The 15,602-nt window shown below is 60.6% G+C and carries 14 protein-coding genes; 8 read left to right on the forward strand and 6 right to left on the reverse strand.

Annotated features, from left to right (window positions below):
- Positions 1 to 78: 78 nt before the first annotated feature.
- Entirely contained in the window at positions 79 to 1,074 is a 996-nt protein-coding gene (gene araD1 / locus M2401_RS17905; RefSeq protein WP_259104795.1) for an AraD1 family protein, read from the forward strand.
- Positions 1,075 to 1,241: 167 nt separating this feature from the next.
- A complete protein-coding gene (locus tag M2401_RS17910) occupies positions 1,242 to 2,822 on the forward strand; it encodes an aldehyde dehydrogenase (NADP(+)) (RefSeq protein ID WP_259104797.1) in 1,581 nt (526 codons plus the stop codon).
- 91 nt (positions 2,823 to 2,913) lie between these two features.
- Here M2401_RS17910 and M2401_RS17915 read toward each other — a convergent pair whose 3' ends face one another.
- Both M2401_RS17915 and M2401_RS17920 read right to left on the reverse strand, forming a co-directional pair.
- Entirely contained in the window at positions 2,914 to 3,279 is a 366-nt protein-coding gene (locus M2401_RS17915; protein ID WP_259104798.1) for a hypothetical protein, read from the reverse strand.
- A complete protein-coding gene (locus tag M2401_RS17920) occupies positions 3,279 to 4,244 on the reverse strand; it encodes a hypothetical protein (protein ID WP_259104800.1) in 966 nt (321 codons plus the stop codon). Before M2401_RS17920 ends, M2401_RS17915 begins: the two co-directional genes overlap by 1 nt.
- A 457-nt stretch (positions 4,245 to 4,701) precedes the next feature.
- On the opposite strand from M2401_RS17920, the gene M2401_RS17925 reads away from it, so the two are divergent.
- Entirely contained in the window at positions 4,702 to 5,007 is a 306-nt protein-coding gene (locus tag M2401_RS17925) for a hypothetical protein (RefSeq protein WP_259104801.1), read from the forward strand.
- 73 nt (positions 5,008 to 5,080) lie between these two features.
- Here M2401_RS17925 and trmA read toward each other — a convergent pair whose 3' ends face one another.
- Both trmA and M2401_RS17935 read right to left on the reverse strand, forming a co-directional pair.
- On the reverse strand, positions 5,081 to 6,166 hold the full coding sequence (gene trmA / locus M2401_RS17930) for a tRNA (uridine(54)-C5)-methyltransferase TrmA (protein WP_259104804.1): 1,086 nt from the start codon (positions 6,164 to 6,166) through the stop codon (positions 5,081 to 5,083).
- Positions 6,163 to 7,458, reverse strand: a complete 1,296-nt coding sequence (locus M2401_RS17935) for an NCS2 family permease (RefSeq protein WP_259104807.1) — start codon at positions 7,456 to 7,458, stop codon at positions 6,163 to 6,165. The genes trmA and M2401_RS17935 overlap by 4 nt, the downstream gene beginning before the upstream one ends.
- A 367-nt stretch (positions 7,459 to 7,825) precedes the next feature.
- On the opposite strand from M2401_RS17935, the gene M2401_RS17940 reads away from it, so the two are divergent.
- Both M2401_RS17940 and M2401_RS17945 read left to right on the forward strand, forming a co-directional pair.
- Positions 7,826 to 8,764, forward strand: coding sequence for a choline ABC transporter substrate-binding protein (locus tag M2401_RS17940; protein WP_259104808.1), 939 nt, complete (start codon positions 7,826 to 7,828; stop codon positions 8,762 to 8,764).
- Between the two features lie 222 nt (positions 8,765 to 8,986).
- Positions 8,987 to 9,919: an alpha/beta hydrolase gene (locus tag M2401_RS17945; RefSeq protein WP_259104811.1), complete on the forward strand. Its 933-nt coding sequence runs from the start codon at positions 8,987 to 8,989 to the stop codon at positions 9,917 to 9,919.
- A 115-nt stretch (positions 9,920 to 10,034) separates the two neighbouring features.
- Here the strand turns inward: M2401_RS17945 and M2401_RS17950 are convergent, their stop codons facing one another.
- Positions 10,035 to 11,282 carry an MFS transporter gene (locus tag M2401_RS17950; protein WP_259104813.1) on the reverse strand — a complete coding sequence of 416 codons (1,248 nt, stop codon included), beginning with the start codon at positions 11,280 to 11,282 and terminating at the stop codon, positions 10,035 to 10,037.
- Positions 11,283 to 11,668: 386 nt separating this feature from the next.
- Here M2401_RS17950 and M2401_RS17955 point away from each other — a divergent pair, with 386 nt between their 5' ends.
- The 3 genes from M2401_RS17955 to M2401_RS17965 all read left to right on the forward strand — a co-directional run bounded on the left by M2401_RS17955 (position 11,669) and on the right by M2401_RS17965 (position 14,411).
- Positions 11,669 to 13,105: a cytochrome ubiquinol oxidase subunit I gene (locus tag M2401_RS17955; RefSeq protein WP_259104814.1), complete on the forward strand. Its 1,437-nt coding sequence runs from the start codon at positions 11,669 to 11,671 to the stop codon at positions 13,103 to 13,105.
- Positions 13,106 to 13,108: 3 nt separating this feature from the next.
- Positions 13,109 to 14,116: a cytochrome d ubiquinol oxidase subunit II gene (gene cydB / locus M2401_RS17960; protein ID WP_259104816.1), complete on the forward strand. Its 1,008-nt coding sequence runs from the start codon at positions 13,109 to 13,111 to the stop codon at positions 14,114 to 14,116.
- 124 nt (positions 14,117 to 14,240) lie between these two features.
- Entirely contained in the window at positions 14,241 to 14,411 is a 171-nt protein-coding gene (locus M2401_RS17965) for a DUF2474 domain-containing protein (protein ID WP_259104817.1), read from the forward strand.
- Between the two features lie 3 nt (positions 14,412 to 14,414).
- Here M2401_RS17965 and M2401_RS17970 read toward each other — a convergent pair whose 3' ends face one another.
- Complete coding sequence (locus M2401_RS17970) at positions 14,415 to 15,539, reverse strand: class I SAM-dependent methyltransferase (protein WP_259104819.1); 1,125 nt, start codon at positions 15,537 to 15,539, stop codon at positions 14,415 to 14,417.
- Positions 15,540 to 15,602 lie beyond the last annotated feature (63 nt).

Here is a 15,602-nt window from a genome sequence, read left to right on the forward strand (position 1 = left end):
CGCGAATGAATTCGCTCCCACAATTGGCGCTCACATTTGGCCCACAGTTCTCTCCCGCAAAATTCCAGGAGGCCGTTCATGCGCCTGATTCAATTTGAAAACACCCAAGGCCAACGCCAGGTCGGCGTCGTCAGCGGCGAGCGCCTTGAGGTTGTGCGCAACACTCTAAGCACCCGCGAACTGGCCCTGGCGGCCATTCGCAGCCAACGCAGCCTGCAGGACGAAATCGCCAGCCGTGGCACCGAGCCCGGCCCGGACTACGCCGCGCTGCGACAAAACCGTCAGATCCTGCCACCCTTGGACCACGAAGACCCGGCTCACTGCCTGATCAGCGGCACCGGCCTGACTCACTTGGGCAGCGCCGCAGCCCGCGACAAGATGCATCAGCATGACGGTGAGGTCGAAGCGGGCATGACCGACACCATGAAAATCTTCAAATGGGGCATCGAAGGTGGCAAGCCTGCAGCGGGCCAGGTCGGCGCGCAGCCGGAGTGGTTCTACAAGGGCGACGGCAGCATCGTCGTGCGGCCGGGGGCTGACTTCCCGGTGCCAGCCTTTGCCGAGGATGCCGGTGAAGAGCCGGAGCTGACCGGCCTCTATGTGATCGGCGACGACGGCCAGCCCTATCGGCTCGGTTATGCCTTGGGCAACGAGTTCTCCGACCATGTCATGGAGCGGCGCAATTACCTGTACCTGGCCCATTCCAAGTTGCGCTTCTGCGCCTACGGCCCGGAACTGCGGGTGGGCGAGCTGCCGCGTCATCTGTCCGGCATGAGCCGGGTGCTGCGCGACGGCCAGGTGCTGTGGGAAAAGGAATTCCTCAGCGGCGAAGACAATATGTGCCACAGCCTGGCCAACCTTGAGTACCACCATTTCAAGTACAGCCAGTTCCTGCGCCCCGGCGACGTGCATATCCACTACTTCGGCACCGCAACCCTGTCCTTTGCCGACGGCATCAAGGCCCGCCCCGGCGACCGCTTCCAGATCAGCCTCGACGCGTTTGGCGCGGCGCTGGAGAACGGCATTGGCGAAGGTGAACGGCCTTTGGCGATTGGCCAGATCAAGGCGCTTTAGGAGCGGGACGGAGTGGCAACAAATTCTGTGGGAGCGGATTTATCCGCGAAGAGGCCGATAGGGACGATGCCTCTTTATCGTCAGAAATACTGCTTTCGCGGATGAATCTGCTCCCACAAAGAATCCTGCCATTCAGTTAGTTATCTGTTTGATCAGAGGTACTGTTGATGTCTTCACCCTTGGGCCACAACTTCATTGGCGGCCAGCGCAGTGCCTTGGGCGCGATCCAGCTGCACAGCCTCGACGCTACAACGGGCGAAGCCTTGCCCCATGCCTTCTTCCAGGCCACCGAGGCCGAAGTCGACAGCGCGGCCAAGGCTGCCGCTGCGGCGTATCCGTTGTACCGCAACCTCAGCGCCGAGCGTCGTGCCGAATTTCTCGACGCCATAGCCGACGAACTGGACGCTCTGGGCGATGATTTCGTCGCTCTGGTCTGCCGCGAAACCGCCTTGCCGAGTGGCCGCATTCAGGGTGAGCGCGGCCGTACCAGCGGGCAGATGCGCCTGTTTGCCAAGGTATTGCGTCGGGGCGATTTCTACGGTGCGCGCATCGACCGTGCCTTGCCCGAGCGCGTGCCGCTGCCACGTCCGGACCTGCGTCAATATCGCATCGGCGTTGGCCCGGTGGCGGTGTTCGGCGCCAGCAACTTTCCCCTGGCGTTCTCCACCGCTGGCGGCGATACCGCGTCGGCCCTGGCCGGCGGCTGCCCGGTGATCGTCAAAGCCCACAGCAGCCACATGGCCACCGCCGAACGCGTCGCCGAAGCGGTGATTCGCGCCGCCGAGCGCACAGGCATGCCTCAGGGCGTGTTCAGCATGGTCTTCGGCAATGGCGTCGGTGAATGGCTGGTCAAGCATCCACTGATTCAGGCCGTTGGCTTCACCGGTTCCCTGCGCGGCGGTAACGCCCTGAGCAAAATGGCCGCCGAGCGCCCGCAGCCGATCCCGGTATTTGCCGAGATGTCGAGCATCAACCCGGTGTTCGTTCTGCCGGATGCCCTGCGCAGCCGGGGCGAGCGCATTGCCGCCGAGTTGTCCGGTTCGGTCACCCTGGGCTGCGGTCAGTTCTGCACTAACCCGGGCCTGGTCATTGGCCTGCGCTCGGCTGAATTCAGTCTGTTTGTCGAGCAGTTGAGCGCGCAGATGAATGACCAGCACCCGCAAACCATGCTCAATAGCGGTGCCCTGGTCAGCTATGGCAAAGGTCTGGAACATCTGCACGGTCACGCGGGCGTCCGCCATCTGGCCGGCCAGCCGCAGCAAGGCAAGCAGGCCCAACCGCAATTATTCAAGGCCGATATCAGCCTGCTGCTCAATGGCGACGAACTGTTGCAGGAAGAAGTCTTCGGCCCGACTACCATCGTCATCGAAGCCGAGGACGAAACCCAACTGCGCGCTGCGCTTGGCGGCCTGCGCGGGCAACTGACGGCGACTGTGATCGGCGAAGCGGACGAACTGACCGCCCATGGCTGGTTGCTGGATGCCTTGCAGGAAAAGGTCGGCCGCGTGCTGCTGAACGGCTACCCCACCGGGGTGGAAGTCTGCGACGCCATGGTCCATGGCGGCCCGTACCCGGCTACTTCGGACTCACGGGGCACCTCGGTCGGCACCCTGGCCATCGACCGCTTCCTGCGCCCGGTGTGTCTACAGAACTACGCAGACGCGCTGCTGCCCCCGGCCTTGCAGAATGCCAACCCGCTGGGGATTCGCCGGTTGGTGGATGGTGAACTGACGGATCGGGCTATTTGATAGTGGCAGGAGCCAGCTTGTTGGCGAGAGGGCTGTGAGGCTCGCTCATTGCCTTGCGAACAAGTTGGATCCTGCTAACCTCTGTCTGGTTTTAATCTGCAATGACCATGAAGTAGAATATAAACGAAGAAAGTACAGCAACACTTTCGTAGGCGTAAGCCGCTAAAAGTTGGATGCGTAACTTTTTCGGTATTTTCTTTTCTTCATCTTTGCCTAAAAAGCCGTTTCGGTGTAGCCGACGAGCCATAAGGATTGTGACTACAATCATATTCAGTCTCATTTGCCGTCCGATGAAACCGGAGCCCCATACTGTACGGTTCCATTCGACAGACTCGTTGCCGTCCAAATGATGCTCTAACTCACTCAACTTTCCGTATTGAAAATAGCCTGTGAAGCCGAAGCTTATGAAAATATTCAGAGCGATAATCATACCTATCGTAAACTCCGTATCTGTCATTATTTCGGTCTCCACTCGTAAAGCTTCTCACCTGCCGTCTCGCCGAGACCTTCACCCACTTTTCCGCCTATGTACCCTCCCGCGATGCCGCCAATGATGCCGCAGGCCAGAGCGCCCCAGCCCACTGACGGTATCGTAAAAACCGCAACACATGTCGATACGGCGCTTGCAGCCCCCCAACTGCCACCTTTCATGCCAAAACCCACACCCAGCGCCAATTTACCCCCCTCCACATATGCCGCCTTCTCACACTTCTCCTCCCGCCCCACCGAACACGCCTCTTTCAACTCCAACCCAGACGCCACGACATTCAACCCGATGCCAACTGCGGTGCCGTGCTTCAGCAACTTTGCCGTGCGCGCTATACCTTCCATACGTCTGGCGTAATCGCGCATCTCGCCGGTATGCAGGTAGCTTTTGGTGGAGATGCCGAGCATTTTTTTGATCGAGCCTCTGTTCTGCAGTCCGCTTCCCCAGCGGGCAACGCCTTTGAGTTGTTCGTCGAGGCGGGCAAACAGCACCTGACGTTGGTTGATGAACTCCTGGCGGGCGATGGGTGTGCCTCGGGTGAGCGATAGCTTGTGCAGCTTCTGGATGTCGTCGAGGGTTTTTTCGATGGCGGTCAGGTGGTTGCTCCAACTGCCGGAAACGGCGCCGATGCCCAGTGAAGCGTGGCCCAGCATACGTTGCAGGACATCGTAGTGCTTCAGCGCCAGGCCATCGGAGCCCAGGGAGTTATGGCTGATCTGATGGCTGACATGCTGCGCCATGCGCATGAACTCGGCCTCTTCGAGGGTACAGGAGGGTGTGCTGCTATCCGGCACGATGACCATTTCCCCCGGCATGACCACGCGATTACGGATATGGATATTCAGCGTATCGAATTTATTGCTGGCGCCCAGTCGGGATTTGATCGTGTTATCGCCCTGCATTTTATCGTTGATGAACGAATAAGCCCTGCTCATATCTTGTACTCCCTGTAAGTGGAAGTGCGAGGTTATGAAAGCCAAGAGGGGCTGGCGATAGTGCTGGCGGGATTTGTCGGCTTTTCCGAAAGTGCCTACGAACTAAAGTTATATTTCCTACAAATTTATTAGAGGAATAATATTCAGTAATACACGTCGACTGTAATTGCGAGAAAAAGTAGACATAAATACCACCTGCATGACCTGCCAAATCTCTAACTTGCGCGCCATCGTTGCCAAAGCAACGAGCGGATTTGACGATTCGTTGCTGTAATCGCGTAGCGCTGTTGAGTCTTTGTTCAAACACTGTGTTTGCACGATAGTTTCATGGCAGCTGTGTGTGGGAGATCTTCGGATCTGCCGGTTCCTACAGCCCGGTTCGTCAACCCGCACACAGTTGCCACCCAATCCGTTTGACGAGGATGAAGGTGGTATCGATTTTCTGTAGGAGTACGTTATGAACCAACTTAACCCATCCGACCGCTACCTCCCCCTTACCCAATCCGGCCAAGACTCTCCCATCCTGCTGCTCGATACCCAGGCGCCCCTGACCGAGCTGCATGCCTATACCAGCCTGCGATTCAGCCTGGCCGCGCACTTTCTCGATGGCCTGGCTTGCGCCGATGGCGATGAACATGATTGGAGTGCTATTGCCGGGACGTTACATTTGCTGATGCAGGAGGCGTGTGCGGTGGATCGGGTTATTGAGCAGCGGTTGTGGCGCGGTTGTGAGGCAGGCATTGCGCCGGATCTTGCGCTTTAGCTGCATTCTGTGGGACCGGATTTAGCCGGGAAGGCGTATTCCCGGCTAAAGCCTGTCCCACAGTTAGCTCTTTTCAGCGTCTGACCAACAACACCCCGGATTCCATATGGTGGGTATACGGAAACTGGTCGAACAGGGCGCAGCGCTCGACACGGTGGGTATCGTGCAGTTGCGCAATATTGGCCGCCAGGGTCTCCGGGTTGCAGGAGATGTACAGGATATTGTCGAAGCGCCGGGTCAGTTCGCAGGTGTCCGGGTCCATGCCGGCGCGGGGCGGGTCGACGAAGACGCTGCCGAAGTCGTAGCTTTTCAGGTCTACACCTTCCAGGCGGCGGAAGGGGCGTACTTCGTTGAGGGCCTGGGTCAGCTCTTCGGCGGACAGGCGCACCAAGGCGACGTTATCCACCGCGTTGTCGGCCAGGTTGCTCAGGGCGGCGTTGACCGAGGTCTTGCTGATTTCCGTCGCCAGCACTTTGCGCACACGCGTCGCCAGCGGCAGGGTGAAGTTACCGTTGCCGCAGTACAGCTCCAGCAGGTCATCCGTGCGCTCGCCCAGGGCTTCAAACGCCCAGTTGAGCATCTTCTGGTTCACAGTGCCGTTGGGCTGGGTGAAGGCGCCTTCGGGCTGACGGTAGCTGTAGGTGCGACCGGCGACTTCAAGCTTTTCGGTCACGTAATCACGACCAATCACCACACGCTGTCCCTTGGAGCGGCCGATCAGACTGACGTCGAGGTCGGCGGCCAGCACTTGGGCGGCGGCTTTCCAGGCATCGTCCAGCGGGCGGTGATAGCACATAGTGATCATCGCATCACCGGCCAGGGTGGTGAGGAAGTCCACCTGGAACAGCTTGTGATTGAGGATCGGGTCGGCTTCCCAACGGTCGCGCAACACCGGCATCAGCGCGTTGATGCGCTGGCTGGCGATGGGCAGGCCGTCGAGCAGGATCGGCGTTTTGTTATCGCCGGGGGCGAACATCGCGTAGTGACGCTTCTGCGCCTCGCGCCACAGGCGGAATTCGGCGCGCAGGCGGTAGTGCTCGCGGGGTGAGTCGAAAATCTGCGGCTCGGGCGCGTCGAACGGCGCCAGCAGCTCGCGCAGGCGGATGGCTTTGTCTTCGAGCTGACGGTCGTAGCTCGCGGGGTCGAAGGGAACACTCATGCGTTGAACCAGCCCAGCTTGATCACGAACAGGATCGACAGGATCACCAGGGCCGAATTGAGCTCACGCGCTCGGCCGGAGAGGATCTTGATCGCGGTCCAGGAAATGAAGCCAAAGGCGATGCCGTTGGCGATGGAATAGGTGAACGGCATCGCCAGGGCGGTGATGACCACCGGGGCGGCGACGCTGATGTCGTCCCAGTCGATTTCCGCCAGGCCCGAGGTCATCAGCACGGCGACGAACAGCAGCGCCGGGGCCGTGGCGAAGGCCGGTACGCTGCTGGCCAGGGGCGCGAAGAACAGCGCCAGCAGGAACAGGACGGCGACGACGATGGCGGTCAGGCCGGTGCGGCCCCCGGCGCTTACGCCCGCAGCGGATTCGATATAGCTGGTGGTCGTAGACGTGCCCAGCAGGGAACCGGCCATGGCGGCGGTGCTGTCGGCGATCAGGGCGCGGCCCATTTTCGGCATGTGGCCGTTCTTGTCCATCAACCCGGCGCGCTTGGCGACGCCGATCAGGGTGCCGGAGTTGTCGAACAGGTCGACGAACAGGAAGGCGAAGATCACGCTGACCAGACCGATATCCAGGGCGCCCTTGATATCAAGTTGCAGGAAGGTCGGGGCCAGGGATGGCGGCATCGACATGATCCCGCCGAACGGGCTGAAGCCCAGGACGATGGAAACGATGGTCACGGCGAGGATGCCGATCAGCACGGCGCCGCGCACCTGGAGTTTTTCCAGGGCGACGATCAGGAAGAAGCCGAGGATCGCCAGCACCGGTGCCGGTTTGGCCAGGTCACCGAGGCCGACCATGGTGGCCGGGTTGCTCACCACGATTTCCGCGTTATGCAGGGCAATCAGCGCCAGGAACAGGCCGATACCGGCAGCAATGGCCGAGCGCAGGGGCAGGGGGATGCTGTTGATGATCCATTCGCGGATGCGCAAGATCGACAGGATGAAGAACATCACCGCCGAGATGAACACCGCGCCCAGGGCCACTTGCCAGGTATGGCCCATGTGCAGGACCACGGTGTAGGTAAAGAAGGCGTTGAGGCCCATGCCCGGTGCCAGGGCGATCGGGTAGTTGGCGATCAGGCCCATGACCGTGGAGCCGATGGCCGCAGCCAGGCAGGTGGCGACGAACAGCGCGCCCTTGTCCATGCCGGTGGCGCCGAGGATGCTCGGGTTGACGAACAGGATGTAGGCCATGGCCAGGAACGTGGTCACGCCCGCGAGAATCTCGGTGCGCACGTTGGTGTTGTGTGCCTTGAGTTGAAACAGCCGCTCCAGCATGTCTGGCTCCCCTGGACGCCATGGCGTCGTGAATGAATCGACTCCAACAGCAAAGCACAGGTCGCCGGGGCGGTCTGGGCATTTTCCGTGGGTCAGAAAAAGCCGCGCATGATACCAGTAGCGCGAGGCGATGGCTGCGGCGGATCATCAGTTGTCTGCACGCCAGTGCCAATCCCGCGACGGCGCTGTCAAGATCGCAAAACCGTCAATGTCGCCAGAGTGCAAACACAGGTCGCACTGGTGCGTTTCGCGCCCCTTGCCGCTGCGTAATTTGAGGCCACGCAGCAACATCCGCATTGCCGCTGATTGAAAGCTCACTGCCACACGAACGAGCCAAAAAATAACGAGCCGACCCGAGGGAGCACGCATGAAGAGATTTATTCGTCATATCAGTTGTGGTGTTTTGATGTTGAGCAGCACTGCGCTGCTGGCGGCAGAACCGGCCAAGTGCCAGAACGTACGTATGGGCGTGGTCAACTGGACCGACGTGATCGCTACCAGCGCCATGGCTGAAGTCCTGCTCAAGAAACTGGGCTACGAGGTCAAGCAGACCAGCGCCGCCCAGCAGATCGTTTTCGGCGGCCTGCGTGATGATCGCCTGGACGTGTTCCTCGGTTACTGGAAACCGGCGATGGACAAGAACATTGCCCCTTTCCTGGAAGCCAAGCAGGTCAAGGTTCTGGAAAAACCAAGTCTGGCCGACGCCCAGGCAACCCTGGCAGTGCCTGACTACGTGGCTGCTGGCGGGCTGAAAACTTTCGCTGATATCGCCAAGTTCAAAGACAAACTCGGCGGCAAGATTTACGGGATCGAGCCCGGTACCGGTGCCAACGGCAATATCAAAGGCATGATCGACAAGAACCAGTTCGGCCTCGGCGGTTTCCAACTGGTCGAGTCGGGTGAGGCCGGCATGCTGGCTGCAGTGCAGCGCGCGATCAAGCGCGGTGAGTGGGTAGTCTTTGTGGGCTGGACCCCGCATCCGATGAACATCAATATGAAGATCGAGTACCTGACCGGCAGTGAAGATGTGTTCGGTCCGAACGAAGGCGCAGCGACCGTTTCGGTGGTTACCGCCCCTGACTACGCCACCCGTTGCCCGAACGTCAGCCAGTTGATGACCAACCTGACGTTCACCGCCGCCCAGGAAAGCGCCATGATGGTGCCGATCATGGACCGCAAGGCGCCGGATGACGTTGCCAAGCAATGGCTCAAGGATCACCCTGAAGATCTGACGCGCTGGTTGGCTGGTGTGACTACTTTTGATGGTAAGGATGCTGCGCCGGTTGTGACGGCGGCGATCAAGTAAGGTTTTTCGAGACCAATGTGGCCCTGTGGATATGTCTGCAGGGCCACTGCTCGTCCCAGGTAATGCATAATTTACTGAGCCACTGAAATTCTTGTGGGAGCGAATTCATTCGCGAAGAGGCCATCAGAATCGGCGCATTTTTTCGCCTGAAATGCCGCCTTCGCGAATGAATTCGCTCCCACGAAGGCGTATCAGGGACATTGCGGCAGGCAGGAGCGCTGAATGACTCATCATCCATACCCCCTTTCCCCCGAACTGACCGAGTTCGTTCGTCACAGCCTGACCTTTACCGTTACCGAACCTGGCATCAGCGGCCAGCGCGACGCCTATTCGCGTATGTGCCGAGCCTATACACCGCCGCGCCCGCAGGGTTTGCAGGTCGAGGATTTCACCCTGGCCGGGGTCAAGGTGCGGCGTTACCGTCCCGATGACTGGCCTGACAACGAAGCTGCGCCTTGCGTGCTGTATCTGCACGGCGGCGGCTGGGTGGTCGGCGATCTCGACTCCCATGATTTCGTCACTGCCGCCCTGGCCGCTGACCTCGGTGCCGTGGTCATTGCCGTGGATTATCGCCTGGCGCCGGAGCACCCTTTCCCTGCGGCATTCGACGATTGCCTGGCCGTCTGGCGCGGTCTGCGTGAGCAAGCGCACAACCTCGGCATCGACCCGGTGCGCATGGCGGTGGCGGGGGACAGTGCTGGTGGCAATCTGGCCGCCGCGCTCTGTCTGGCCTTGCGCGATGCCGGGGAACCACAGCCGCTGGGCCAGGCCCTGATCTATCCGGGGCTGGGCGGTGCGGCGAGCCTGCCGTCACGTCATGAGTGCTTTGACGCGCCGTTGCTCAGCAGCGCGGAGGTGGATGAATATCTGGGCTTGTATCTGAGCGAACCGGAGCACTGGCGCTCAGCCTATGCCCGGCCGCTGCTGGCCGAGGACTTCAGCCACCTGGCCCCGGCGTTTATCGCGGTGGCGCAGTTTGATCCGTTGCGTGATGACGGCATTGCCTATGAACAGGCGTTGCGCACGGCGGGCGTGCGGGCGCGGCTGGAGCTGGGCATGGGGCTGATCCACGGCTGCCTGCGCGCCCGTGAGGCAGCAGAGGTGGATGAGCTGTATGAGCGGCTGGTGGGGGCTTTGCGGGATTTTCTTTGGTAATCAGCAGAGCGCGTTGGAGCGAGACTTGCCCGCGAAGAACGATAATGCGGTGAATCAGCCCCACTGCGGTGACTGATTCGCGGGCAAGTCTCGCTCCAACGGTTGCTGAGCGCCCTCAGGCCGTTTGTTTTTCCGCCTCTTCAACGATATCGCGCATCCGGTCACGTTTGGCCAGGCCGGGGAACAGTTTCATCCAGATCCCGGTGACTGCCAGGGTGCCGACGCCGCCGAGCACGACGGCCGGAACCGTGCCGAACCAGTGGGCGGTCATGCCGGATTCGAACTCGCCGAGCTGGTTGGAGGCGCCGATAAACAGGCCGTTCACCGCGCTGACCCGGCCGCGCATTTCGTCCGGGGTTTCCAGTTGCACGAACGAGGCGCGGATCACCATGCTGATCATGTCGGCGCCGCCAAGCACCGCCAGTACGACCAGGGAAAACCAGAACGAGGTCGACAGACCGAAGGCGATGGTCGCCACGCCGAACACGCCTACCGCCGTAAACATCACCCGCCCGACATGCCGATCCACGCTATAGCGCGCCAGCCACAGGGACATGCCCAGGGCGCCGATGGCCGGTGCCGAACGCAGCATGCCCAGGCCCCAGGGGCCGGTCAGCAGGATGTCCTTGGCGAATACTGGCAACAGCGCGGTGGCGCCGCCCAGCAATACGGCAAACAGGTCCAGGGAAATGGCACCGAGAATATCCGGACGGCTGCGGATGAAGTGAATCCCCGCCATCAGTGATTCCAGGGTGGCCTTGTTCTTGTTCAGCGGCGTCTGCCGGGCAGGCAGCGTCAGCATCAACGAGCAGGCAATCACATACAGGCCGACGGTCAGGCCGTAGACCCAGTTGCTGCCGAAAGCGTAGAGAAAACCGCCCAGCGCCGGGGCGATGATGGTGGCTGATTGCTGGGCCGACTGTGCCGATGCCACGGCCCGGGGAAACAGGCTCGCCGGGACGATGCTCGGCAGCAAGGCCTGGGTGGTGGGCATCTCGAACGAGCGGGCCATGCCGAAGATGAACGACAGGATAAAGATCATTTCCCGGGTGACGCTGTTGGTCATGCTGCTGACGAACAGGACCAGGGCAATCAGCGCCTGTGCCGACTGGCAGATCGCCGAGACGATACGCCGGTCATAGCGGTCGGCCACATGCCCGGTATGCAGCATGAACAGCACGCGGGGAGCGAATTGAACCAGTCCGACCAGACCCAGGTCCATCACATTGCCGGTCAGTTGATAGAGGTTCCAGCCAATGGCGACGGTAAGCATCTGAAAACCGCTGGCGGTAAAGATGCGGGCAAACCAGAACGCGACGAACGGACGATGGTGGCGCAACAACACGGGCGCTTGGGTCGGCATGAGCAACAGCAGCCTGAGGTGAAGGAGGGGGGAGGGGAGAATATCATTTTGTAACAATAAATTGCGTGAAAAACCTGTCAGCTTTAGACCCGAAAGTATGGTTTCAAGCACCGAATGTATGGTCGTCGGCCTTCGCGGAAAGTGTTTTCATGGCCCCGGATTCAAGCCGTTTGCGGGGGTGAGACAACCTGCCACGCGGCAAACGACCACATAACTGCCGGGAGGAAATAGGACTACGCTTTTAGCGTTGATTGATCTGCATCAATACGCCAGCAGGCGTGCTGTGTAGTCGATTTTCAGCGTTTCCCGGTTTGCGCAACGCACTCGAATAATTCCTACACGCATGCCGTCACCGTGCCGGTCACCTGATAGATAGAGGAATTCCTATGTTCGGCCTAGATGCCCTCGAGCTCGCCCGAATCCAGTTCGCGTTTACTGTGTCCTTCCACATCCTGTTTCCTGCCATCACCATCGGTCTGGCCAGCTATCTGGCGGTACTCGAAGGCCTCTGGCTCAAGACCAACAACGGCGTTTATCGCGACCTGTATCATTTCTGGTCGAAGATTTTTGCCGTCAACTTCGGCATGGGCGTGGTCTCGGGTCTGGTGATGGCCTATCAGTTCGGCACCAACTGGAGCCGCTTCTCCGACTTTGCCGGGGCGGTAACCGGGCCTTTGCTGACCTACGAGGTACTGACCGCGTTCTTCCTCGAAGCCGGGTTCCTCGGGGTGATGCTGTTCGGCTGGAACCGCGTCGGGCGCAACATGCACTTCTTCGCGACGGTGATGGTGGCCATTGGCACCCTGGTCTCAACCTTCTGGATTCTTGCTTCCAACAGCTGGATGCAGACGCCTCAGGGCTTTGAAATCGTCGATGGCCGGGTGATTCCGGTGGACTGGCTGGCGGTGATCTTCAACCCGTCGTTCCCCTACCGCCTGGCCCACATGGCTACGGCAGCCTTCGTGGCCACGGCGTTCTTCGTCGGTTCCTCGGCGGCCTGGCACCTGCTGCGCGGTCGCGATACGCCACCGGTACGCAAGATGCTGTCGATGGCCATGTGGATGGCCCTGATCGTCGCACCGGCCCAGGCCGTGATCGGCGACTTCCATGGCCTCAACACCCTTGAACATCAACCGGCGAAAATCGCGGCCATCGAAGGCCACTGGGAAAACGTCGGTAACGAGCCGACCCCGCTGATTCTGTTCGGTTTGCCGGACATGAAGGAAGAGCGCACCAAGTACGCCCTGGAAATTCCTTATCTGGGCAGCATGATCCTGACCCACAGCCTGACCAAGCAGGTCCCGGCGCTCAAGGAGTTCAAGCCTGAAGACCGGCCCAATTCGACGGCGGTGTTCTGGTCATTTCGGGTCATGGTTGGCCTGGGTTTCCTGATGATTTTTACCGGCCTGTGGAGCCTGTGGCTGCGCAAGCGCGGCACGCTGTACAGCTCGCGAGCCTTCCTTTATCTGGCGTTGTGGATGGGGCCCTCGGGGCTGATCGCCCTGCTGGCCGGCTGGATCACTACGGAAATGGGCCGCCAGCCCTGGGTCGTCTACGGCCTGTTGCGCACGGCGGACGGTTCGTCCGGGCATAGCGTGGCGCAGATGGGCATCACCCTGGTGCTGTTCGTGGTGGTGTACTTCCTGCTGTTCGGCACCGGCTTCGGCTACATGATGCGCCTGGTCCGCAAGGGTCCGGTCAGTCACGAGGGTGATGCGCCGAAACAAGGTGGTCCTGGTCAGCAACGTACACCGGCACGTCCTCTGTCTGCGGCTGATGACAGCAATGGCGATCACTCTCACAGCCTGAACAAGGGGAATTGAATCATGGGTATTGATCTTCCGCTGATCTGGGCCGTGATCATCATCTTCGGCGTCATGATGTACGTGGTGATGGACGGCTTCGACCTTGGCATCGGCATTCTCTTTCCTTTCATGAAGGATGAATCCGACCGCGACGTGATGATGAACACCGTGGCACCGGTCTGGGACGGCAACGAGACCTGGCTGGTGCTGGGTGGCGCAGGACTGTTCGGGGCTTTCCCGCTGGCCTATTCGGTGGTGCTGTCGGCGCTGTACCTGCCGCTGATCCTGATGCTGATCGGCCTGATCTTTCGCGGCGTGGCCTTTGAGTTTCGTTTCAAGGCTACGGCTGAGAAGCGCCACCTGTGGGACAAGGCCTTTATTGGCGGCTCTCTGGCGGCGACCTTCTTCCAGGGCGTGGCGCTGGGTGCCTTTATCGATGGCATTCCGGTGGTCAATCGCCAGTTTGCCGGAGGCTCGCTGGACTGGCTGACACCGTTCAGCGTGTTCTGCGGCCTGGCGCTGATCGTCGCCTACGCCTTGCTCGGCTGCACCTGGCTGATCATGAAGACCGAAGGCGGCCTGCAGAAGGCCATGCATGACCTGGCCCGTCCTCTGGCCCTGGCGCTGCTGGCGGTGACCGGCGTCGTAAGCATCTGGACGCCCCTGGCCCATGCCGACATCGCCCATCGCTGGTTCAGCCTGCCGAACCTGTTCTGGTTCCTGCCGGTGCCGATTCTGGTGCTGGTCACCCTGGTGGCTTTCTTCAAGGCCGTGGCGCGTAATGCCAACTACATGCCGTTCCTGCTAACCCTGGTACTGATCTTCCTCGGCTACAGCGGCCTGGGCATCAGCCTGTGGCCGAATATCGTACCGCCGTCGATCTCCATCTGGGACGCCTCATCGCCGCCACAAAGCCAGGGTTTCATGCTGGTGGGGACGCTGTTCATCATCCCGTTCATCCTCGGCTACACCTTCTGGAGCTACTACGTGTTCCGCGGGAAAGTCACGCCGGCGGACGGGTATCACTAGGCATCAGCGGGTAACGAGGAACCTGTAGGCGCTGCCGAAGGCTGCGAAATGGTTGTGAAGTCATTCGCAGCCTTCGGCAGCTCCTACAAAATCGCGTTGATTCAGAACAGAGGAGAACTACCCCATGTCCAGCAAACCCACGCTCGACGACCAGCAGGACCCGGCCCGCAACAAACCGTTCTGGCAGCGCCTGGGCTGGCTGCTGGCAATTTGGGCGGGCAGTGTCCTGACGCTGTTTATCTTCGCCAGCCTCATGCGCCTGTTCATGAGTGCGGCCGGGCTGACCACGCACTGACGCTTATTTGCGCGCCTTGAGAATGACGAACTTGGGCGTGGCCGCGACCAGTTCGACGCCGCGGAACAGCCGCGCCAGCTTGGCGTGATAGCCAAGGTGGCGGTTGCCGACGATATAGAGCGAGCCACCGGTAACCAATGCGGCCCGGGCCTGCAGGAACATGCGCCAGGCGATGAAATCCCCCACCACCTGTTGCTGGTGGAACGGTGGGTTGCACAGCACCACATCCAGAGAATCGGTGGGCTGACCCTCCAGGCCGTCGGCGGCACGAATCGTTACCTCGCGTTCACCGAGTGTTGCCTGCCAGTTTTCCCGAGCCGACTGCACAGCCATAAAAGACTCGTCGACCAGGGTGTACTGAGCGTCCGGGTTGTCCAGGGCACTGGCGATCGCCAATACGCCATTGCCGCAACCCAGGTCCGCGACCCTGGCCGTGCCCAGGTCTTTGGGCAGGTAGGGCAGGAACGCACGGGTGCCGATATCCAGTCCTTCACGGCAGAACACATTGGCGTGGTTGACCAGTTCGATGGCCGGTTCGTCGAGCTTGTAACGCGTAGGGTAGGGCGAGGACAGGATTTCTGCCGCTTGCGGCTCAGCGAACAGCAGGCGGGCTTTTTTCACCGCCAGGGACGCCTGCACCGGGCCGACATATTCTTCTAAAAGCTCACCGGCCGAGCGCGGCAGGTGCTTGACCATGGCCGCAGCAATGACTTTGGCGCCGGGCGCCAGTTGGCCTTGCAGGCGGATCAATTGTTCTTCCAGCAGGGCCAGGGTCTTGGGGATACGGATCAGCACCCAGTCAAAAGGCCCGGTCAGGGGCTCGCTGGCGGGAATCACCGGGACGGCGTCGTAGGCCATGCCGTTGCGCGCCAGGTTCTTTTCCAGGGCTTGCACTGCCAGGAACGAATCGCTGCTGCTGACCACATTGGCATGGGGCATCAGGCTCGCCGCCAACGCACCGAAGCTGTCGTTGAGCACCAATACTTTGCTTTGCAGGCTCAGGCCCTGTTCGGCCACGTAATTGAGCAGGTATTCGTCGGCTGCGTCGAACGCCTGCAATGGCTCGTCCTGTTGCTCGGGTTGGCGGATAAGATCGAGCTGGGCGAAAGGACTGATAAGCAAGGGCATGGGCAAAAAGGACTCTGGGCAATCGACGGGGATCTGCGCAGCCCGAAAAACTCGTGGCTCGCT

Origin of the sequence: Pseudomonas sp. JUb42, assembly GCF_024807945.1 — a bacterium.
In the GTDB taxonomy this organism is placed as follows: Bacteria; Pseudomonadota; Gammaproteobacteria; order Pseudomonadales; family Pseudomonadaceae; genus Aquipseudomonas.